The sequence below is a fragment of the Salibacterium halotolerans genome, from assembly GCF_900115625.1.
In the GTDB taxonomy this organism is placed as follows: domain Bacteria; phylum Bacillota; class Bacilli; order Bacillales; family Marinococcaceae; genus Salibacterium; species Salibacterium halotolerans.
In genome coordinates, this window is sequence record NZ_FOXD01000005.1 from 1 (window position 1) to 21774 (window position 21774).

The window sequence follows — 21774 nt, forward strand, 5'->3', positions numbered from 1 at the left end:
TCGGGCCCTGGAACGGCCGGGTCCGTCGGTTTCGACAAGCAGCTGATCCGGAGGAACTGCGGACGCGAGCCGTGCCCGGGGCAAAGAAGACACGATGAGCCCCAGCGAATCGATGTCGCCCTTGTACTCCGGAGTAAAAGCAAAGCATTTTGGCGCAGCGGTGTATCTAAGAAACGAAGAATGCCGAACGATTTAAAAAAATCGTTCGGCATTCTTTTATCTTATAAAGGTTTTGTCCCAGTCTAATTACTAAATGTATAACCTATTTATTGGTTGAAACGTTCGATGCATTCGTCCACCAGCTTGGCAGCGGCGGCGGCGTCTTCCCATTTTCCGATTTCAGTTTTTTTGTTTTCAAGGTCTTTATAGGTTTTAAAAAAGTGGGAGATTTCATCAAGCTTATGGCTTGGTATATCTTCGATCGATTGGATATTATCGAATCTCGGGTCTTCAACCGGGACACCGAGCAGCTTCTCGTCTTCTTCTCCGTCATCCACCATCTGAAGGTATCCGATGACCCGTGCATCAATCGCGCAGCCTGGGAATGTCGGATTCGTGGCCAGGACGAGAATGTCAAGAGGATCGTCATCGAGTGCCAGCGTGTTGTCGATGTAACCGTACTCTGCAGGGTAGAACATCGGGGAGAAAAGGACGCGGTCCAGTTTGTAATGGCCTTTGTCCTTGTCAAACTCATATTTGTTCTGGCTTCCGGTTGGAATTTCAATAATAGCTTCGACTTCTCGGTTCTCAGTACTCATAAAAGAGCCTCCTTTGGTATGTAATGGTTCCGTACGAATTATAGCAGGTAACAAAAAAAAATAAAACAAACACCTGTTTCGAACCGATCGCAAAGGGGCGCCCACTATTTTTCTACGGTGCCGTGAAATGGGGAGGCGGACACTTTGATGGAATCGGAGGGGCAGCCTTCATAGGCATCCAGGAGATCATCTTTCATCCGCTCCGGAATGGGGGACGTTCCGAAATTTTTGTCTACAATGGCCTCGGCAAGACCTTCGTCATCGTAGTCAAATAAGTCCGGCGCGGCTGCACCGCATGCTCCGCAGGCGATACATGTATCTTTGTCGACAATGGTGTAGTGAGCCATGATTTTTCCCCCTTTAAAAAGACAGATGTATGTATTATTTATCAATAAGCGGGTTCGTTGTTTATCTTATTCTATTTTACATTCTAAGCTTTCATGGTAAACTTTTCAACAGAGCAGAAAACCGGGACGGACCGGCTTTTTCAGGAAATAAAAAGGCGGCGTCCTGATATCTTTTCGGGGAGGAGGTATTCTAATGCAGGCATTACCCTTCCGGAGGCAGATGTTTTTATTACTTGCCGAACGAATGAATCAGGAACGTTCCATTCAGGCCCTTTATCATATTTTAACAGGGAAGAAATCGTCCCAGACGATACAGGATATAAAATGGTATGACGTTACTTATTTTTTCCGTATGTTTCCTTACTGGAAGGAAACAGAATTTGAACAGGAAACGAAGGATATGCAGAATAACCGGTATATCGCCTCAGAGAACAACCGGATCATCATTACAGAGAAAGGCAGAAGCCAAAACGAAACATTCCGCTGTGATTACAGGTGGCCGCCGGTTTTTAATGGGTGGCTTTACGGAAAAAGTGCAGCCGTATTCTGGAAACGTACAGCACTTTTTGTTCAGTGTCTCTCTCAGACGCTTGCCGGCAACCGCCGCTTTCTTCCGGTTTTTGAGGATATTTCGGTGCAGCAGTGGTTGAAAAAGAACTGGCCGCGGACGATCGAAGGAAAAAAGCAGACAGCATCTGAATTGTTTGTAGAACTGCGGGATCTTTTACGTGAACTGGATGACGGAGATGCCTTTCTTGTTATGAACCGGATTTCCGGATACCATTTGACTGGACAGACGTGGACGCAGCTGTCGAACCGTCTTGAGATGAGTGAAGACGAATGCCGTTTCCGGTTTCTCAGTGCTGTTCATTACCTTTTGGAACATGCAGACAGGTCGTCTACGCTCGTGCGGGCGGCCTCCGGTCTGGCCATCCGGGATATACTGACAGAAACGACGAAAAAAACCCTGCGCTATATGAATGAGGGGCACGGCATGGAACAGATTGCCAGAGCGCGGAATCTGAAAATGAGTACCATTGAAGATCATTTTGTCGAAATTGCTTCTGAACAAAAAGAGTTCCCCATTGGAGACTTTGTGACAGAAGACGACCAGCGTCTTATTCTGCATTATGCAAAGACGTTACAGACGAAGCGACTGAAAGTACTGAAAGAAGCTGTATCCCCTGCTGAACACTTGGACTATTTTTGCATACGATTGACGCTTGCTTTTTACGGGAGAGACGATAATGGACAAGCTTAAACCATTTCTGGAACACTATTTTGGATATACAACATTTAAAGACGGACAGCGGCAGATTATTGAAGCAGTGATCCGCGGGGAAGACGTATTTGCGATGCTTGCGACAGGATCGGGGAAATCCCTTTGCTATCAGTTTCCGGCTTTATGGAAAAATGGAACAGCTATTATTGTATCCCCTCTTTTGTCATTGATGGAAAATCAGGTGCAGGAACTGAAGCAGGCCGGTATCCGACGGGCAGCGGCTTACAACAGTTTTTTGAGTCCACCTGAAAAAGAGTATATCCTGCGTCATCTGAATGATTATAAAATCGTCTATATCTCACCGGAAAGCCTGCAGCAGCCGGAATTCGCGTCACGTCTGCAAAAGCTTGATGTTTCACTTCTGGCTGTCGATGAAGCTCACTGCATTTCACAGTGGGGGCACGAATTCCGGACCGATTATCTGAGGATAAAAGAAATACGGCGTATGGCCGGAAATCCGCCCTGTATTGCGCTGACGGCAACAGCAGCCGCTGAAGCAAGAAAAGACATTATGGAAAAACTGGAGCTCACCCGTCCATTTATACACTGTGATTCGGTGGACAGACCGAATATATACATCGACGTGAGAAAAAAGAAAAATGAAGAAGAAAAGCGCACAACGCTGCAGGATGAATGTTCCCGGCTTCCGCTCCCTGGAATGATTTACGTCAGCAGCCGCCATAAAGCAGAAGAATTGGCTGCTTTCATCAGGGAGGAGAACGGCCTGAAAACGTCAGCTTATCACGGAGGGATGAGTAATGAAGACCGGAGGCTCGTACAGCAGCAGTTTCTTAATGATGAAATAGATGTTATATGCTGCACGAATGCGTTTGGAATGGGAATTAATAAACCGAACATTCGTTTTGTTATCCATTACCACTATTCAAAGGATATGGAATCGTTCATGCAGGAAATCGGAAGAGCCGGGAGGGACGGCAGGCAGAGTCTGTCTCTCGTCCTGTTTGACACAGCCGACGGGATGCTCCCGAGAAGAATGATTGAACACGAATTTCCTTCAGAAGAAGAAGTCCGGATGGTTAGTCATGACCCGGAACGACCGGACGTTGTTTCGAGCCGGTTTCTTCTTGAAAGATATGGCCTGGAAGAGGTTCACGCCCGTTTTCTTCAGTATTACATACAAACTTGGCAGAAGACGAAAGGGGCAGAACCGCTTGATGAATTTGTCTCGGCTGTTATTGAAAGGCGTATGGAATGGAAACTGGAGAAACTCAAGCAGAAAGAACACTGGCTGCACCAAACAGTACAGTGCAGGAGAACAACACTGCTTGAAGTGTTTGACGAACATAAAACAAGCACCGTGTCTCCCTGCTGTGATGTCTGCGGGGAGCATACGATGCATGGGCAGGAGCAGCATAGAAATACCGGGCAGCAGGCGTTGTCCTGGGAAGAAAGACTAAAATGGATTCTGCACCAATAGCCTGGAAGAAAGGAAGAAGTCCAGTGTCTTCAAAACACAGCGATCAAGCGGAGAATCTCCGCAGAAAAAACAGAGACTACCGGGACCCGAAGGAGAAGGACTCCGCTTCTCTTCCACCCCGCAGTGAGACACATTCCAAAGAGGCAGAAAAAGTGAAGTGGAACATTCGTTTTCCTGCGGCGCGGTTTCTGCTTGTTATTTTTCTGATAATGGTTGCGGCGGCGGTTCTGACGCCGGTCTGGCTTGATTTATAGTACTATCATACAAGCTGGTTGCATGATCGGAATTCGTGAGGGGCGAGGATAAGACAAGACCCGCAAAACAGAGCACCACCCCCGCCCCCATGAGAAGAAAGGGGATAAAGAGCTGTTTTTTCCGCAGCAGGAAAAATAATAATAGAAAGAATCCTGCTCCAAAACATGCTGTCCCCGTCATGAATATCGTTAAATCCATGTACAACAGCCTCCGTTACATAATCTTTATATTTTCATTATACTAGAATGCCGTAGAAAAAAGCTATGTCTTTGTTTAAACGGGGCTGCTCAAAAAAGAAAGGTAGATCATGGAATGACTCTTATAAAATACATGACGGCATGTGTCAGTGCAGTCGTGCTTTGGATGTTTTTCAAAGCCGGCAGGACAAACGTCGTGCAAGAAGAACTGACTGTACCGTCTCTGCCGGATCCATTTGAAGGCAAAAGTATTTTTTTCATTTCCGATATTCACCGCCGTCGTATTCCGGTTTCTCTTATCCGGAAGGTACGTGGAGCGGACCTTGTTATTATCGGTGGGGATTTGCTCGAAAAAGGGGTGCCGTACCCCAGAATCCGCCTCAATATCAGGCGTTTAAAACAAATCGGTCCGGTTCTCTTTGTATGGGGAAATAACGATATAGAAAAAAATACAGGGCAGCTGCAACGGCTTTTTGAAGAAGAAGGAGTGGTGGTGCTGGAAAACAGCATTTATTCGTGGGACGCGGGCGGACGTGTTGTTCCTATCGCAGGCGCAGGGAGCAACACATTAAGCGTGGACCGGTTTATGCTGCAAAGTATACCGAAAACCGGACCGCTGCTATTTGTGCTCCATGATCCCGCCGATCTCCAGTATATCGAAGGCAGAAACCGGATTGACGCGGCACTGTCCGGTCATACCCACGGCGGTCAAATACGAATTGGAAAACTAAGTCCCGGTGAACCCGGTGGATGGAAAGACAGATATGGATTTCCTCTTTTGATAAGCAACGGTTTTGGGACGACGAAACTTCCGCTGCGTCTCGGCGCGCCGGTCGAGACACATCTTATCAAACTGAGATCCCGAACCTGACAGCTGTTACGCTTCACCAGACGGTCTTTTTTTATCTACTCTCACTCCTTTCCCTGCGGTTGAATAAGATGACGGCAGAAAGCTCTGTTAGGTCGGAAATGCGGGAAGAACAGGGGGAGAATAATGGAATTATATACTTGGCCGGAAGACCGTCTCATGATACGTCTGCACGAAGATGAGCATTTTTACCGTCAGTTGACTGCAGACGGCGGCTGGTCATCGGAGCAATCGGAAATGCTGTTTGCCGTATTGTTCCAGATCATCTGCGATCATTTCAATATCGGGGAAGATGCACAGCTCCATGCTGAAATCAGCAGATCATGGGATGACGTATTGTTGTTTATTATTGAATGCATGGATGAGGAAGGGCAGAAACTGAAAATGAACCGGCCTTCTTCTGGGAAATCTGAACTTTTATTTCGATTTGCAGCAAAAGAGGATCTTATCTCGTTTTCTGAGCAGGCGCAGCACCATGATTTAACAGGAGGGACGCTCCTTTTCTTTTACCCTTTCAGCTACCTGTTGTTTGAGGACGGCGCCGCTGCCTCAGAGAATTTGGAAATGCTGATGGAAGAATACGGAGAGCGGTCCTGTCTGAACACTGCAGACATTCGTGAAAAAGGCACCGTGCTGCAGGAAAAGAATGCTCTTCAGTTTCTCGCTGCTGGATATGGATGGAATATGTAATCAAGGAGTAATAACGATGAATAAGGAAAACGTAATTGTTATCGGCGCAGGTCCATGCGGGCTTGCAGCCGGCATCGCTTTACAGAAGCAGGGATACGATCCTCTGTTAATAGAAAAAAAGAATGTCGTTCACGCCATCTCGCATTACCCGCTTCATCAGACCTTTTTCAGTTCAAGTGAGAAACTGGAAATTGGAGACTTTCCGTTTCCTTCGATTGAACGCAAACCAAAACGCCACGAAGCGCTTGTCTATTACCGTCAGGTAGCTGCAAAGAGCGGACTCCGCATTCAGTCTTACGAGCAGGTCGAGAGGGTGGAGAAAACGTCCGGACATTTTATCTTGGAAACACAACCCTGGAACAAACCGAAACAGTTGTACCACGCAGCAAAAATTATCGTGGCCACAGGTTACTTTGATCATCCTAACATCATGAACATTCCGGGCGAGGATTACCCTCATGTTTTTCATTATTTCAGGGAAAGCCACCCTTATTTTCAGCAGAGAGTAACCGTTATAGGGGGAAAAAATTCTGCCGTGGATACGGCTCTTGCTCTGGAATCAGCGGGGGCACTGGTAACCGTGCTGTACCGCGGCAATGAATTTTCAAAAGCTGTAAAACCCTGGATTCTTCCTGATTTTTATTCCTTGGTCCGTCATGAAAAAGTGGACATGGTCTATGAAGCAGATGTGACTGAAATCACGCCGGCAGATGTGTGGTATGAAAAAAATGGACAATCTTTTCACGTGCCTTCTGATTTTGTGTTTGCGATGACGGGCTACCATCCCGATCATTCATTTCTACAGAACATGGGAGTGGAAGTGGAATTGGACACCGGCCGCCCGGTTTACAATCCCCGGACGATGGAAACAAATCAGCCGGGTATTTATATCGCCGGGGTACTTGCCGCCGGAAATGATGCCAACGAAATATTTATTGAAAACGGGCGCCATCACGGGGAGCGTATCGCATCTTCGATAAAGACAAGCCGATAGGCGGACGTTCAGCGTGCTTCAAAGCATTGTCTGAGTTCTTCCGTTGATCCGCAGGATTCAAGAGCGGCTGTTAACAGCAGTCTTGCTTTTGGACCGCTCAGACCTTCGGTGAACAGGACACCGGCCTCTTTTAATCTGCGGCCGCCCCCTTCGTAACTGTACACATCCTGGACGATTCCACCGGGACATCGTGAGGTAAGAACAACCGGGACTCCGCGCTCGAGCAGAGAATGAACGAGAGCGGCAACAGCGGGAGGAATGTTTCCGATCCCCATTCCTTCAAGAACAACGCCATCCAGCGGAAGAGAGAAGAGATGGCTCAGTATTTCCTGTTCCATGCCGGTGTAAGTTTTTAAAAGCAGTACTTTTTTATCCATCGGTCCGACCTGAAACGTACGCTTGGGCACGGGGCGGTGGTTAAATTGGATCTGGTTGTTTACCGCGCGGCCGAGCGGCCCGGATCCGGGACTTTGAAATGCCGCTGCGTTGGAAGTATGCATCTTCATCACATCGGATGCAGCGTGAATTTCTTCGTTCATCACAACGAGCACCCCTGCCCCATATGCCTGGTCGGAGGCTGCCGTGTGAACAGCGGCGGCAAGGTTTAAAGGTCCGTCCGGACTCAGATCGCTCCCAGACCTCATCGCACCAGTCAAAACGACGGGAAGGCTGCTTTCATGAAAAAGGTCAAGCAAAAAGGCGGTTTCTTCCATCGTGTCGGTACCATGAGTGATCACAACACCGTCGGCATGAAAACGGCGGATGCGGTCGTTCATACTGTGGTATAAAGAAACCATGTCCGCCGGTGTCATGTGAGGAGAAGGAAGATGCATGAGTTCTTCAGAGATAATATGATGGGTACCCGCAGCCGGTATTTGTGACTGCTGCAGGGGATTTTTTTCTCCGGTTGTTATACCGCCGTTACCTGCATCTTTTTGCATAGCAATGGTTCCGCCTGTGTGAAGAATAACAATGGTTTTCATGTATGTATCATTCCTTTCCGTGATTTTTGCCTTGCAATACTATCATAAGTTCTCTTTTCCCGTCTGAAAACACCGTGTTAAGATTAGAGAACGAGAGGGGTTGGAAACGAAAGTGATTGCGCTTATAACAGCGGCCCTGGCACCGGCCATTGCACTCCTCAGTTACTTTTATCTCCGAAATGAATATGAATCCAATACACTTATCCAGGTTATAAGGGCTTTTGTTATCGGCGCCCTGCTCGTGTTTCCCATTATGGTGCTGCAGTATGCTATGGAAGCGGAATCACTCCTTACACTCAACTGGGTGAGGGCATTTGGGAGTGCCGCCGGGATGGAAGAATTTTTTAAATGGTTTCTGCTTTACTTTGCTGTTTACCGGTTTGTACCATTACAGACGAGATATGATGGCATATTGTACGGAGCGGCGCTGTCTCTTGGATTTGCTTCCGCTGAAAATATCATGTACTTAATGGCACTCGGTATTGATTCGGCGATCGGCCGTGCTTTTCTTCCCGTGTCCAGCCACGCTCTATTCGGCGTTGTTATGGGATACTATATGGGAAGCGCCAAAAAGCAGGAAAGCGGGCGTCACAAATTATGGATGCTGCTGTCCATCGTGGTTCCGATTGTTCTGCACGGTCTATACGATTATATTTTACTGACTATTCACGAAAATGTATTATATATTATCGTTCCGTTTATGTTTTTTTTATGGTGGTTTGCGTTGTCCCGTACAAAAAAAGCAGATGGAAAAACAGCATAGAAAGGGTGCTCAAAAAAATGGCGGTTGAAACACGCTACCGCGTTATTGTGCGTTGTCCCGGCTGCGGGGAGAAATACGTGCTCCGAGGCAGGACAAATAAAAATGGAGAGCTGGAAACAGGATTCAAGCAGTGCGTCTGCGGCAATGAATCCAACCTCCGAATAGATGTGACTCCGGAATAATATTGTTTGTTGCAAAACCAGTGGTTATCGTGTACGGTTTTAATAACAACAATATCATACAGATTCTTATCCAGAGAGATGGAGGGACAGGCCCGAAGATATCTCAGCAGCCAGCCGGAACCCGGTCAGGTGCTAAGTCCAACAGGTAGTTTTACCTGGAAGATGAGAAGAAGTACGTATCCATGGTGGAAAACAGGCCTTCTTCTTATAAGGGAGAAGGCCTTCCTTTATTTTTTACAAATATTTTACCGGCAAAGGTGTGAAGCAAAATGAGCAGCCGTCATCATGTAGAAACCAGTCTTGTTCAAATAGGCAATAACACAGACGATAAGACAGGAGCGGTGAACCCGCCTGTCTATTTTTCAACCGCTTACCGGCATCGCGGTATCGGACAATCCACAGGTTATGATTATTCGAGAACGGGCAATCCAACACGGGACATTCTCGAACAATCCATAGCCGACCTGGAAGGAGGAACGCGGGGGTTTGCTTTCAGCTCCGGGATGGCTGCCATCCAGACACTGTTTTCGATGTTTTCCTATGGTGATGAAATTCTGGCTTCCCAGGATTTATACGGGGGGACCTACAGGCTTTTTGAAGAAGGATGGACCCGCTGGGGCGTGAAAATCCAGTACGGTGATCCGCGCTATTTAGAAGATTTTGCTTCGTTGATAAGTGAAAATACCCGTGCTCTGTTTATTGAAACGCCGACCAATCCTCTGATGCAGGAGGCCGATATTGAGGCGTTGTCGGCTCTTGCGGGCGAGTACAACCTTCTTTTGATTGTAGACAATACATTTTTCACACCGCTTTTGCAGCAGCCTCTGCAGGAAGGAGCGGACGTAGTCGTTCATAGCGCTTCAAAGTATCTGGGCGGCCATAATGACGTCATCGCGGGTCTTGTCGTCACGAAAGATGAAGAAACCGCAAATACCATCGGAGATTTCCAGAATGGTATGGGGACCATTCTTTCACCGATGGATTGCTGGCTGTTGATGAGAGGCATGAAGACACTCTCTCTCCGCATGCAGAAACATACGGAGAATGCCAGGGCTGTTGCGGCGTTTCTTGAAAATCATGAGAGGATAAAGGATGTCCTCTATCCGGGACAAGGCGGCATGCTGTCCTTTCGTGTTGAACATGAAGAATGGGTCAATCCACTGCTTCAGAATCTGCAGGTTATTACGTTTGCAGAGAGTCTTGGCGGTGTAGAAAGCTTTATTACGTATCCGGCAACCCAGACGCATGCAGATATGCCTGAAGACGTAAGAATTGCAAACGGAGTGTGCAACAGGCTTCTGCGCTTTTCGGTAGGAATAGAGCATGCGGATGATTTAATCGCTGATCTGGATCAGGCTTTGAATAACCTCTCCTGATCAGGGTTCGATAGAAAGGATGGACACGTATGAATATCGTCGGCGAATTGGAAAAAAGAGTGTTGGTAGGGGACGGAGCCATGGGAACCTATCTCTATGATAAAGGATACAGCGGTTCATTTGAATCACTGAATGTGACGGAACCGGATGTCATTCAACGCGTTCACAGGGAATATGTGGATGCCGGAGCAGACATTATTCAGTCGAATACGTACGCTGCCAATGACGTGAAACTGAAAAAATATTCACTGGAACATAAGGTGGAAAGTATTAACCGGGAGGGAATGCGTCTTGCCAGGGAGGCCGCCGGCTCGCGCGCATTTGCGGCCGCCACCGTTGGAGGAATCGCTGGAATACAGCCACTTGATATTTCGGTAGAAACCATTCGTGAAGCTTACCGGAGACAGGTCGAAACACTGTTGGAAGAAAATCCGGATGTTTTTATTCTGGAGACATTTTATGACTGGAAAGAGCTTTTGGATACAGTGCGGCTGCTTCGGGGCATGACAGATATTCCAATTATCGCCCAGGCCGCTCTCGGGGAAGTTGGAGTCATGCATGGAGGTATACCTGTCACCGAAGTATTTCAGGAACTTCAAAAAGAAGGGGCTGATGTGGCAGGGCTGAACTGTAGAATGGGTCCGTATCATCTGATACAGTCGTTTGAACGTGTTCCATTAATGAAGGGTGTTTATTATTCCGCCTATCCCAATGCCAGCCTGCCGGATCTGGATGACGGCCGATTTGTGTACCAGTCCAATCCCGACTATTTTTATCAGCGCGCGCTTGATTTGAAAAAGGAAGGGGTGCGCATTATAGGAGGGTGCTGCGGCACGACACCGGATCATATCGCCTGGACAGCAAAAGCAGTGAAAAACAGCACTCCGCTTGCAGAGAAGCCGCATACACTGGAAATGGTTCAGGAAATTCCGGCTGCTTCACGAATTCATCCACCAAAACAGCGGCTGAATGCAGTCAATCCTGACAGACCTTCGGTAATTGTGGAACTCGATCCTCCGAAAAAACTGACTACTGAAAAGTTTATACGCGGGGCGGAGGCGCTTTATGAGGCAGGTGCAGATGCGGTGACAATGGCGGATAATTCTCTTGCCAGCCCGAGGATTGATAATCTGGCGATGGCGGCCGCGGTCCAGAACAGAACAAAGGCGCGTCCGCTTCTGCATCTTGCCTGCCGGGACCGGAATCTGATCGGCATCCAGTCCCACCTGCTCGGCCTGCATACAATGGGCATCCAGGATGTTCTTGCTGTGACCGGGGATCCGTCAAAGGTCGGTGATTTTCCGGGTGCTACATCGGTTTATGATATGAATTCCACTAAGCTTATTTCCCTGATTAAAGAAATGAATGAGGGCCGTTCGTATTCCGGTAATTCTCTGGGCGAAAAAACATCATTCACGGTCGCCGCCGCGTTTAATCCTAATGTGAGAAATCTACATAAAGCGGTACAGCGGCTGGAAAAAAAGATCGATGCCGGAGCGGATTATTTTATGACTCAGCCGGTGTATGCAAAAGAGCAGTTCGAAACTATATATAAGGAAGTGAAACATCTATCCACTCCGATTTATATAGGGATTATGCCGCTTGTCAGCAGCAGGAATGCTGAATTTCTCCACAACGAAGTACCCGGCATACAGCTGACTGAGGAAATTAGAGTAAGAATGTCAGCAGGCGGGGAAGACCGCGCGACCGCGCAGGCTGAAGGCCTTGCCATTTCAAAGGAATTGATTGACGAAGCCCTGCGGTATTTTAACGGGGTCTATTTGATCACACCGTTTTTACGCTTTGATATGACGGCAGAATTAACAGACTATGTACGCAAAAAAAATAATAACCTCTAAAAAGCTCCAGCTGCTATAAGTGAAACTCCTTTTGTCATCACAGAGGGAGTTTTTTATCGGTTATGGTGATGTATAAAAAGTGCAGGTGGGAAGAAAATAACCATAACCGGAATGAAGTGACAGCTAAGAAGGGGGTTCAGCATAGCGATGACAAATAGAAGAGTCCAAAAGCGAATCACGGGAATAATACTCGCCGGTTTCATTTTGGCCGCCTTTCCCGTCCGGCAGGCAGAAGCATTTTCCGATCAGGTTGTTCAAAAAGGTGCCACCGGAGATGATGTCGTAGAACTTCAGTCAAGACTGCAGTATAACGGTTTTTATGAAGGAACGATAGATGGTGTGTTTGGATGGGGGACCTACTGGTCGGTGAGAAATTATCAGGACGAATTCGGTTTGGAAGTGGATGGACTGGTAGGCCCGGACATGAAAGCCATGCTTGAAAAGTCAACAAAATACAATGAAGCATTTGTCAAAAAAGCGCTGGAAGAGGGACGGGACTTTACTCATTACGGAGGCACGCCCGATAACATTGAGAAAGGGCCGAAAGGAAGTGCGGATGGAGGAAAGAAACAGAACCAGCCTCAGAAAAAAGAGGAAAACGGCGGTCCCCAGCAAAATCAGCGCGGAAGTCAACGAAACGGGCAGACGGGCAAAGACCGGAATAATCAGAAAGGGGAAGGAAACAAAAACGGGGGAAGTGTAGATGAAAATCAATCCAATCAAGCCAATATTCAAAAAGCCATGAATGTCCCCGAAGGTTATTCTGAAAATGAAATTCAGATTATGTCCAACGCCGTTTACGGAGAAGCACGGGGTGAACCCTATGTAGGGCAGGTTGCTGTGGCAGCGGTCATTATCAACCGTATGGAAAGTCCGGCTTTTCCAAACACAGCGTCCGGCGTCATTTTTGAACCGAGAGCTTTCACGGCGGTAGCCGACGGGCAGATTTACATGGAACCAAATGAAGAAGCCCGGAAGGCCGTCCTGGACGCCATCAATGGACAGGACCCTTCAGGAGGTGCGATTTATTACTACAATCCGGTAACGGCTACTTCGGACTGGATTTTCAGCCGGGAGACGATTAAAACGATAGGCAAACACAAATTCAGTAAATAATGGAGGTGAATCACAGTGATACGCAACATTATCATAGGAGTTCTGGGTGTGGCTTTAATTGGAACCGGGATCTGGGGAGCCGGCCAGGCAGAACAGAAAGAAGCACTTCGTATCGACAACGAAAATAATTATCAGCGCACCTTTCACGATTTAACATTCCATTTAGACGAACTTCAGGACAAAGTCGGAACGACGCTTGCCATGAACTCAAAAAAGCAGCTGTCAGGTTCCCTTGCTGATGTGTGGAGGATTTCCGAGATGGCGCGCAGCGAATTGGGACAGCTTCCGATTGGAATGATGGCCCTTCATGATACCGAAGAACTGCTGAATAAAATCGGCGATTTCAGTTATGAAACAACGGTACGGGATCTTGGTCAAAAACCTTTATCCAACAAAGAATATAATAAGCTGCAACGGTACTATGAACAGTCCGGCGAAATTAAACAGGACTTGCGGAGATTACAGGCTTCGGCTATGAAGAATCAGCTGAAATGGACGGAAGCAGAAGAAGCGATGGCGGAAAACGGGACTCCAATGGATAATTCCATTGCTAACGAATTCCAGACCATTGATAACAAGGCCAAAGGATTCAGAGAATCAGGTTCCGTCCCGGATGATCCCATTCATCCTGCTGTAGATGAGCAGATTGCAGAAAAAGTAAAAGGAAAACCTTTTACCAAGGAACAGGCAGCAAAAAAAGCAAAGCAGTTTCTTCAGCTTCCGGAATCCATGAAAGTGGAAATATCCGAGCTTGAGCAGGGAGCAGGGTACGAGGGTTATACGATGACGATGGAAGAACCCGAAGGCGAAGACATGATTTACATGGACATGACAAAGAAGGGCGGGCATCCTCTCTGGTTTTTACAGGCAAGGCCGGTGGACGACCAGGAAATAAGCCTGAATAAAGCTTCGAAAAAAGCCCTTAAATTCCTGGAACGCAATGGTTTTCAGAACATGGAAATGATAGAAGGGAAGCAGTATGATTCAATTGGTGCTTTCCAATTCGCCCCTGTCATTAACGGAGTGAAGATTTATCCGGAAACGGTATATGTGGAAGCGGCGCTTGATGACGGCGAAATTGTCGGCTTTAAAGGAGCTGAACAACTTATCAATAAAAAAGAACGCGGCACTCTGACACCGGCATTGACAGAGGAGGAAGCCGAGCAGAAAGTGAATCCAAGAGTGAAAATAAAAGAACGTCAAAAAGCGGTTATAGAAACAGAAAACGGTGACGAAGCATTCTGCTATGAGTTTTTCGGTACGATGAATAATGATACGTATACGGTCTACATCAATGCCGAAAACGGAAATGAAGAAAAGGTGGAAAAAATGAAGCATGCCGAACCGGTATATGATACGATGTAAAGGAGAATGGGAACGTTTAAAGAAGAAGCAGGCCTGCTTCTTCTTTTCCCTTTAATACAGGAGAACTGTCGCAGGGGAGGAAAACCAATGATACGTATCGGTGATACCATCCATCTGGAACTGGAAGAGGAAAACACTTCTTCGGAGCGGGGTGAGTTGGAAGTCAAAACATATTGGTGCAAGCTGATTGATTACGACAACGACAACAACCTTTTTGTTGTCGATCCACCTGTCAATGCAGACACCGGACGCACCGGTTTTTTTATGGAAGGAGTGGAGCTTGGCGCCTGGTTTGTCGGAAAAGATGAGGCGGTGCACACATTTGAAACAGAAGTGAAGGGCAGAAAAGGAACACAGGTAAGATCCATTCTGCTGACCGATCCCGGCAAAGACCGGTATATCCGGGTTCAGCGCAGAAATCACGTAAGGATCGATACCGCTCTTGATGCTGCGCTGTATCCGCATAAAACAGAGGCTTCCTCATTCGTTACGTCCACGATCGATATCAGCGGAGGAGGGATGGCTGTTTTTGTCCCATCCGGCCACAACCTCAAACAGGGTGATGCAGTCAACGCATGGATTGTGCTTCATGCGTTGGAAGGGGGTATTCATTACCTCTATCTCTCCTGTACGATTGTGCGGATAATGGAAGTGAAGGGCACGGCGAAAGAAAAATGTTCTCTCCGATTTGATCATATCAGTGATGGAGACAGACAGCTGGTTATCAAATACTGTTTTGAACAGCAGCTTCAGGTACGAAAACACATAAACAGCCGGAATCATTAGATTTGTTCAACGTTATGTGATATGATAATCTAAGAATGTTACCTCCATCAATGGAATAATCCATTGTTCACAGCAAAGAAGTACATATTGTAACATCGAGGTGCTCTATGAACAAAATCAATATCGCAATTGATGGTCCCGCAGGGGCCGGAAAAAGTACAGTGGCCAGAACCGCAGCTTCTCAATTACAATATGTTTACATCGACACCGGTGCGATGTACCGGGCATTAACCTGGAATGCTATTCATCATAACGTGGATATACAGGATGAAGCAGAGATTTCCATGTTATTAAAAAAAACAGATATCGAACTGCTTCCATCACTGGAGGGTAACCGGGTGTTCGTAGACGGAGAAGAAGTAACCTCCGCTATCCGCTCCAATGATGTAACAGCCGCCGTTTCGGATGTTTCAGCCCATGAAGAAGTGCGCAGGCAGATGGTAAAAAAACAGCAGGAACTGGCACAGGACGGGGGAGCCGTCCTGGATGGACGCGATATCGGAACCGCCGTTCTTCCTGATGCGGAGTTGAAAGTGTTTCTATCCGCCTCGGTCGAAGAGCGGGCAAAACGGCGGCATCTTGAAAATGTGGGGAAGGGGATATCTTCTGACCTGCAGATGATGATGAAAGACATTCAGGTCCGGGATGGAAAAGACACAGAAAGAGACATATCTCCACTGGTTCAGGCCGGTGACGCAGTACACGTTGACACCACAGATTTAACCGCTGAAGAGGCGGCCGCTGAAATATGTGTGCTGGCCAGGGAAAGGATTCATCAGACATGAGCCTTTACGGTATCGGAAAAGCGTTAAGCCGTATGTATTTTTCTCTTTCTATGAGAGTCCGCGTAATAGGCCGGGAAAACATTCCGGAAACAGGACCTGTGCTGTTGTGCTCGAATCACATCAGCAATCTTGATCCTGTACTGGTCGGGTCGCATATGAAACGCTCCCTGAACTTTATGGCGAAGGAAGAACTGTTTGAAAATAAAACAGCAGGTGCTTTGTTGAAGAGGCTTGGAGCATTTCCGGTGAAGCGGGGAAGCAGTGACCGCCGGGCGCTTAAAAAAGGGCTCGGACTTCTTGATGATGGACACGTTTTGTGTCTGTTTCCTGAGGGTACAAGGAGTAAGACGGGGGAGATAAAAAGCGGGCTTGCAGGCTCGGGCTTCTTTGCCCTGCGCTCAAAAGCTTCTATCGTACCTGTTGTCGTCATTGGCTCGTATAAACTATTCGGCCGTATGACGGTCATTTACGGACCGCCGGTGGATATGGATTCTATGCGCGCGCGAAAAGCAGACGCTGCGGAGGCCACAGAAATGATCATGGAGCATATCCGTGGTCTGAAAAAAGAACATATGGAACAAAGCAGGTAAACATCCTGCAGCAGCACAGGAACAAATTCTTTCTCCGAAAGAATTTAAAAAATATTTAGTTTGAAGTTCCCTGAGGACAGTGAAGGAGGCAGAAGTCAATGGTTGACGAAATGAATAACGAAATGGCCGGTATGAATGAACTGCATGTTGGTGATATTGTGAACGCGAAGATCACCAAGGTGGAAGAAAAACAGGCTTATGCGGACGCGGGTTACAAAGTGGATGCCGTCATTCCGATAAGTGAATTGTCCAGTCTGCACGTAGAAAAAGTAGACGACATTCTTCAGGAAGATGATGAACTGGAATGCAAGGTGACAAAAGTCGAAGATGACGAACTGGTTCTTTCCCGCCGGGCGGCGCTCGCCGATAAAGCATGGGGAGAACTCCAGGAAAAGTTCAATAATGGTGACATTCTCGAAGCTGAAGTAGCGGAAGTGGTTAAAGGAGGTCTTGTTGTTGATCTCGGTGTCCGCGGCTTTATCCCTGCTTCTCTTGTGGAGCGTCATTTCGTGGAAGACTTCACTGATTACAAAGGGAGAACCCTGCGTTTGAAAATCGCCGAAATCGATCCGGAAGACAACAAACTCATTCTTTCACAGCGCGCCGTGCTGGATGAGGAAGCTGATCAACAGAAAAAAGAACTGCTGGAAAATCTTCAGGTTGGGGATGTTGTCAAAGGAACCGTACAGCGTCTCACTGATTTTGGCGCGTTTGTAGATATCGGCGGCGTAGATGGTCTTGTCCATATTTCCCAGATGGCTCATCACAGAGTGGAATCACCGGGTGAAATCGTCAATGAAGGTGATGAAATCGATGTCAAGATCCTTGCAGTGGATTCGGAAAGTGAACGGGTTTCTCTCTCCATTAAAGAGACGCTTCCCGGACCTTGGACTACAATCGATGGACAGATGGAAGCCGGAGATATTGTGGAAGGACAGGTTAAACGTCTTGTTTCTTTCGGTGCATTTGTTGAAGTCTCTCCGGGAGTAGAAGGACTTGTTCACATATCCCAAATCGCCAACCGTCATATCGGTACACCGAGCGAGGTTCTGGAAGAAGGTCAGGCGGTTAATGTGAAAGTACTGGATATCAATCCGGCTGAACAGCGTATTTCCCTCAGTATCCGGGAACTTGAAAGAGAAGATACCCCCAATCAAAAAGTCCAGGAGGAGTATGAAGCGCCGGAAGAAGATCATTCCGGATTTTCGCTGGGAGATATGATTGGGGATAAACTTAAAAAGTATAAAGAATAGGAGACGGGTAACGTGACAAGGTCTGAACGAAAAAGGGATCACATTCAATACGCTTTATCTACAGGGATGCCTTCCTGGAACAGTCTGGATGATATCCGTTTCGTTCATAACAGCTTACCTGAAACTTCTGTTTCGGAAATCGATGTATCTGTAATAAACGGCGGACTTGCTTTAAGTTCGCCGTTTATTATTAATGCGATGACCGGAGGCGGAGGAACGGAGACGGAACATATTAACCGTTCTCTCGCCCGGGCTGCGGCTGAAACAGGTGCAGCTATGGCTGTGGGGTCCCAGATGGGAGCTGTCAAAGATGAACGGGAATGGTACACATTTGAAACAGTGCGTGCCAATCATCCAAACGGCCGTGTTTTTGCCAACCTTGGCAGTGAATTGACACCGGATCAGGCGGTGAAAGCTGTGGAAATGCTGAAAGCCGATGCCCTTCAAATTCATTTGAATGTTATTCAGGAGCTGGTAATGCCGGAAGGGGACCGGGATTTCAGAGGTGCAATTGATCGCATAAAGAAAACAGTTCAGGCAGTGGATGTTCCTGTCATTGTAAAAGAAACGGGATTTGGAATGAGCGCGGAGAACGTAAAAGCATTGGAACGTATCGGTGTTTCCGTTGTCGATATAGGCGGCCACGGCGGGACTAACTTCTCCCGGATTGAAAATCAGCGGCGTGAGCGGCATCTGTCTTTCTTTGATGAATGGGGTATTCCTACAGCAGCATCTATTGCAGAAGCTGCATCTTTAAAAAGCACTCTTTCTTTGACGGCCTCAGGCGGCATTCGTAACGGGGTGGAAGCAGCCAAAGCCATTGCGCTCGGTGCAGATGCTGCTGCTCTGGCAGGAAGCGTTCTCGCTGCATTGAAAAACGGCGGCCGGGAAGAGGCAGCATCATTTCTGCATCAATGTATGGATGAGTTGAAAATGGTTATGACAGCCTCAGGAGCCTCCACGATTTCCGAACTGAAAACCGTACCGGTTGTTATAGAAGGAAAGACGAAAGAATGGCTTAACGAAAGAGGAATTGACACAAAAGCCTACAGTCAGCGTCATGCGGACCGGTAGCAGGACGCCGCTGTTTGAAAAACGTCTGATATGGTTATGCTGATGAAAAAAAGGAAAAAAAATGAATAGTATTTTATGCCTCATCATCTTATGGCACATATGGATGATCCAGACGTTTTTTGCTTCGAAAAATACATACAGAACCTTGTCGGCTGCTTGTGTTCTTATGATCATTATTCTGTTCCCTGTGGAGTGGCAGGCAGCTTCTATCGTCATTCATCCAGCCTTCCTGCTTTTGTATGCGGGGGGGATGCTTCTATTTCCCGCTATGCCTTCCGGTAGAAAAAGAAAAACTCTTTATTTATCCGGGGCTTTCGCTTTTTTGTTTGCTGCGGCAAGACTGGCGGAATGGTATGAACCTGTAGTGTTTCTTTTTGGACACGCTGTCACTTACCTTTCTTTTTTTTCTATTCTTTTTCTCATTTTCGGAAAGTCTCTGTATGAGCGTGTGTCCATGGCTGTAACGGCCTGCTCGTCCGGAGAAATACTCTGCCGGATTTACCTCAGCCGGTTAACGGACAATATGGTACTTGGAGACCTGCAGCTCTTAAAAATCATTCTTTTACTGCTTTTATTGCTTCATATTTATGATGCAGCGGCAAAAGGGATGAAGGTATTTGTGCGAAAGGAGACTGGCTCGTTACCGGGTTTGCCCCGTTAAGCCTGCATCTGCTACAATAAAAAAGCTGTTTATCCCGTTTTGACAGACTGGGACTCTGCAGAAGTCCCGGGTTCGGTATGTCTCCATCAGAGAGTGGGAACAAAAGAGCATTTATATTATGTAAGTGAACAAGAAAGGAAAGAGCACAATGTCCAAACCTGTAGTTGCAATCGTCGGTAGACCGAATGTCGGCAAATCCACCATTTTTAACCGAATGGCAGGGGAAAGACTGGCGATTGTGGAAGATGTTCCCGGTGTTACCAGGGATAGAGTTTACAGCAAAGCAGAATGGGTGAACCAGGAATTTAATATTATTGATACAGGCGGAATTGATGTCGGCGGAGGTTCGTTGTTTCAAGAGATGCGCCAGCAGGCCGAAATCGCAGTAGACGAGGCGGATGTTATTGTATTCCTCGTTAATGGCCGCGACGGCGTGACAGGTGCAGATGAAGAAGTTGCCTCTCTATTATTCCGGGCGGACAAACCGGTCGTTGTGGGTGTGAACAAGATTGATAACCTCGAAATGCAGATGAACATTTATGATTTCTATCGTCTCGGGTTCGGAGAAGTGTATCCTGTATCGGGTTCGCACGGACTGGGTCTTGGGGATATGCTGGATGCGGTTATTCACCATTTCCCGGCAGACGAAGATGATGACTACGAAGAAGACACGATCAGAATGGCGGTTATAGGCCGTCCGAATGTGGGGAAATCGTCGCTCGTTAACGCTGTGCTCGGAGAAGAACGGGTCATTGTCAGCGACATGCCGGGAACGACAAGAGATGCTGTCGATACAGTGTTTGAAAGAGACGGTCAGGAATATGCTCTTATTGACACGGCAGGTATGCGCAAACGCGGCAAAGTGTATGAAAATACCGAAAAATACAGTGTAATGAGAGCCTTGCGCGCCATTGAGCGTTCTGATGTTGTTTTGATGGTCATCGATGGCGAGGAAGGTATCCTCGAACAGGACAAGAAAATAGCCGGATATGCTGAAGATGCCGGAAGAGCCATTGTTATGGTCGTAAACAAGTGGGATGCCGTGGAAAAAGATGATAAAACGATGTCGCGCTTCACCGATGATATCCGCGATGGGTTTCAGTTTCTGCCGTATGCCCCGATTCTTTTTCTCTCGGCCGTGACGAAGCAGCGTATGCAGCACCTTCTCCCAATGGTGAAAGAAGTGGCGGACAATCATAACCTGAGGGTGCCGACGAATGTTCTCAATGACGTCATTGTAGATGCTGTCATTATGAACCCGACGCCTACAGATGGCCTCAGACGTCTGCGCATTAATTATGCGACCCAGGTTGCGGTCGGACCGCCGACTATTGTTTTATTTGTAAATGATCCTGATCTGCTTCATTTTTCCTACCATCGTTATCTGGAAAATAGACTTCGCGAAGCTTTTCACTTTGAAGGCACTCCGATCAAGATCTTCGCGAGAAAGAAAAGTGAATAACCGGTATTATTTCTCATTCAAAGGAGAATTCCAGTGGAACTTATATTTTCAATCGGGCTCGCTTATCTTCTGGGCTCCATCAGTTTCAGCTATGTTATTGCCTGGAACATAAAAAAAATAGATATCCGCCATCACGGCAGCGGTAATGCAGGAGCCACAAATATACTGAGAGTGCTTGGCAAGGGTCCCGCCATTTTGGTACTTTCCCTTGATGTGTTAAAAGGGGTGGCTGCGGTCTGGATAGCAAGACTGTTTGAGATTACAGATATTTTTCCTGTTTTCACAGCGTTCGGTGAAGTGGAGGGGATGGCTTCAGCTCTTGCCGGAGCAGCTGCGATCGCCGGTCATAACTGGCCTGTTTATTACGGATTTAAAGGCGGGAAAGGTGTAGCGACAACCATTGGTGTGGTGGCAAGTCTCGTCTTTTTTCCGGCGGTCTATGTCGGGATAGCTGCGATACTGTCGATTGTTTTTACACGCTACGTGTCTCTCGGATCGCTTATTTTTGCATTGGCTACTCCTGTCGTTATTGCTCTGACTAATTTCCATTACGATCATCCGCCTCCCTATTTTTATTTAACGGCAGTCATTGGCGTACTTGCCATATGGAAACACCGCAGCAATATTAAACGGTTGGTACAAGGGAATGAACATAAAATAGGCAGTAAAGTATCCTGATAAGAAAGGCGG

At 47.2% G+C, this 21774-nt stretch carries 24 protein-coding genes and 1 riboswitch; of the genes, 21 read left to right on the plus strand and 3 right to left on the minus strand.

Going from position 1 to position 21774, the window contains the following annotated elements:
* Nucleotides 1-246: hypothetical protein (locus tag BM124_RS19150; protein WP_212634938.1), on the plus strand; the 246-nt coding region annotated here is incomplete at its 5' end.
* A 20-nt stretch (nucleotides 247-266) separates the two neighbouring features.
* Here the strand turns inward: BM124_RS19150 and BM124_RS05595 are convergent.
* Nucleotides 267-758 carry an inorganic diphosphatase gene (locus tag BM124_RS05595; RefSeq protein WP_093335913.1) on the minus strand — a complete coding sequence of 164 codons (492 nt, stop codon included), beginning with the start codon at nucleotides 756-758 and terminating at the stop codon, nucleotides 267-269.
* Between the two features lie 104 nt (nucleotides 759-862).
* Nucleotides 863-1105 carry a ferredoxin gene (locus tag BM124_RS05600; protein WP_093335915.1) on the minus strand — a complete coding sequence of 81 codons (243 nt, stop codon included), beginning with the start codon at nucleotides 1103-1105 and terminating at the stop codon, nucleotides 863-865.
* Nucleotides 1106-1298: 193 nt separating this feature from the next.
* Here BM124_RS05600 and BM124_RS05605 point away from each other — a divergent pair, with 193 nt between their 5' ends.
* The 6 genes from BM124_RS05605 to BM124_RS05630 all read left to right on the plus strand — a co-directional run bounded on the left by BM124_RS05605 (nucleotide 1299) and on the right by BM124_RS05630 (nucleotide 6829).
* Nucleotides 1299-2366 carry a YpbB family protein gene (locus BM124_RS05605; RefSeq protein ID WP_093335916.1) on the plus strand — a complete coding sequence of 356 codons (1068 nt, stop codon included), beginning with the start codon at nucleotides 1299-1301 and terminating at the stop codon, nucleotides 2364-2366.
* Nucleotides 2353-3825 (plus strand): RecQ family ATP-dependent DNA helicase, encoded by a 1473-nt coding sequence (locus BM124_RS05610; RefSeq protein WP_093335918.1) that lies wholly within the window; start codon nucleotides 2353-2355, stop codon nucleotides 3823-3825. The genes BM124_RS05605 and BM124_RS05610 overlap by 14 nt, the downstream gene beginning before the upstream one ends.
* A gap of 23 nt (nucleotides 3826-3848) precedes the next feature.
* Nucleotides 3849-4079, plus strand: coding sequence for a hypothetical protein (locus BM124_RS05615; RefSeq protein ID WP_093335919.1), 231 nt, complete (start codon nucleotides 3849-3851; stop codon nucleotides 4077-4079).
* 313 nt (nucleotides 4080-4392) lie between these two features.
* Nucleotides 4393-5148 (plus strand): metallophosphoesterase, encoded by a 756-nt coding sequence (locus BM124_RS05620; protein ID WP_093335921.1) that lies wholly within the window; start codon nucleotides 4393-4395, stop codon nucleotides 5146-5148.
* 123 nt (nucleotides 5149-5271) lie between these two features.
* Nucleotides 5272-5835, plus strand: a complete 564-nt coding sequence (locus BM124_RS05625) for an adaptor protein MecA (RefSeq protein WP_093335922.1) — start codon at nucleotides 5272-5274, stop codon at nucleotides 5833-5835.
* A 16-nt stretch (nucleotides 5836-5851) separates the two neighbouring features.
* Complete coding sequence (locus BM124_RS05630) at nucleotides 5852-6829, plus strand: YpdA family putative bacillithiol disulfide reductase (protein WP_093335924.1); 978 nt, start codon at nucleotides 5852-5854, stop codon at nucleotides 6827-6829.
* An 8-nt stretch (nucleotides 6830-6837) separates the two neighbouring features.
* Here the strand turns inward: BM124_RS05630 and BM124_RS05635 are convergent, their stop codons facing one another.
* Nucleotides 6838-7812, minus strand: coding sequence for an asparaginase (locus BM124_RS05635; RefSeq protein ID WP_093335926.1), 975 nt, complete (start codon nucleotides 7810-7812; stop codon nucleotides 6838-6840).
* 100 nt (nucleotides 7813-7912) lie between these two features.
* On the opposite strand from BM124_RS05635, the gene prsW reads away from it, so the two are divergent.
* The 14 genes from prsW (at nucleotide 7913) to plsY (ending at nucleotide 21762) form a co-directional block, all read left to right on the plus strand.
* A complete protein-coding gene (gene prsW / locus BM124_RS05640; RefSeq protein ID WP_342028597.1) occupies nucleotides 7913-8575 on the plus strand; it encodes a glutamic-type intramembrane protease PrsW in 663 nt (220 codons plus the stop codon).
* A gap of 17 nt (nucleotides 8576-8592) precedes the next feature.
* Nucleotides 8593-8757, plus strand: a complete 165-nt coding sequence (locus BM124_RS18815) for a hypothetical protein (RefSeq protein WP_170840990.1) — start codon at nucleotides 8593-8595, stop codon at nucleotides 8755-8757.
* 63 nt (nucleotides 8758-8820) lie between these two features.
* Nucleotides 8821-8926, plus strand: a riboswitch (SAM riboswitch).
* Nucleotides 8927-9026: 100 nt separating this feature from the next.
* Entirely contained in the window at nucleotides 9027-10133 is a 1107-nt protein-coding gene (locus tag BM124_RS05645; RefSeq protein WP_093335928.1) for a methionine biosynthesis PLP-dependent protein, read from the plus strand.
* 29 nt (nucleotides 10134-10162) lie between these two features.
* The gene (locus BM124_RS05650; protein ID WP_093335929.1) at nucleotides 10163-11992 is read left to right on the plus strand and encodes a bifunctional homocysteine S-methyltransferase/methylenetetrahydrofolate reductase; all 1830 of its coding nucleotides are present in this window, start codon (nucleotides 10163-10165) and stop codon (nucleotides 11990-11992) included.
* Between the two features lie 147 nt (nucleotides 11993-12139).
* Nucleotides 12140-13108, plus strand: a complete 969-nt coding sequence (gene sleB, locus BM124_RS05655) for a spore cortex-lytic enzyme (protein WP_093335931.1) — start codon at nucleotides 12140-12142, stop codon at nucleotides 13106-13108.
* A gap of 15 nt (nucleotides 13109-13123) precedes the next feature.
* On the plus strand, nucleotides 13124-14473 hold the full coding sequence (gene ypeB, locus BM124_RS05660; protein WP_170840991.1) for a germination protein YpeB: 1350 nt from the start codon (nucleotides 13124-13126) through the stop codon (nucleotides 14471-14473).
* An 87-nt stretch (nucleotides 14474-14560) separates the two neighbouring features.
* Nucleotides 14561-15259: a flagellar brake protein gene (locus BM124_RS05665; RefSeq protein ID WP_170840992.1), complete on the plus strand. Its 699-nt coding sequence runs from the start codon at nucleotides 14561-14563 to the stop codon at nucleotides 15257-15259.
* Nucleotides 15260-15366: 107 nt separating this feature from the next.
* Entirely contained in the window at nucleotides 15367-16044 is a 678-nt protein-coding gene (gene cmk / locus BM124_RS05670; protein WP_093335935.1) for a (d)CMP kinase, read from the plus strand.
* 50 nt (nucleotides 16045-16094) lie between these two features.
* Nucleotides 16095-16634, plus strand: a complete 540-nt coding sequence (locus BM124_RS05675) for a lysophospholipid acyltransferase family protein (RefSeq protein ID WP_244504245.1) — start codon at nucleotides 16095-16097, stop codon at nucleotides 16632-16634.
* Between the two features lie 98 nt (nucleotides 16635-16732).
* A complete protein-coding gene (rpsA, locus tag BM124_RS05680; protein WP_093335938.1) occupies nucleotides 16733-17887 on the plus strand; it encodes a 30S ribosomal protein S1 in 1155 nt (384 codons plus the stop codon).
* A gap of 12 nt (nucleotides 17888-17899) precedes the next feature.
* The gene (gene fni, locus BM124_RS05685) at nucleotides 17900-18961 is read left to right on the plus strand and encodes a type 2 isopentenyl-diphosphate Delta-isomerase (RefSeq protein ID WP_093335940.1); all 1062 of its coding nucleotides are present in this window, start codon (nucleotides 17900-17902) and stop codon (nucleotides 18959-18961) included.
* A 61-nt stretch (nucleotides 18962-19022) separates the two neighbouring features.
* Nucleotides 19023-19622, plus strand: coding sequence for a YphA family membrane protein (locus BM124_RS05690; RefSeq protein WP_093335941.1), 600 nt, complete (start codon nucleotides 19023-19025; stop codon nucleotides 19620-19622).
* A gap of 148 nt (nucleotides 19623-19770) precedes the next feature.
* Complete coding sequence (gene der, locus BM124_RS05695) at nucleotides 19771-21084, plus strand: ribosome biogenesis GTPase Der (protein ID WP_093335943.1); 1314 nt, start codon at nucleotides 19771-19773, stop codon at nucleotides 21082-21084.
* A 33-nt stretch (nucleotides 21085-21117) separates the two neighbouring features.
* The gene (gene plsY / locus BM124_RS05700; protein ID WP_093335944.1) at nucleotides 21118-21762 is read left to right on the plus strand and encodes a glycerol-3-phosphate 1-O-acyltransferase PlsY; all 645 of its coding nucleotides are present in this window, start codon (nucleotides 21118-21120) and stop codon (nucleotides 21760-21762) included.
* The last annotated feature ends 12 nt before the right edge of the window (nucleotides 21763-21774 follow it).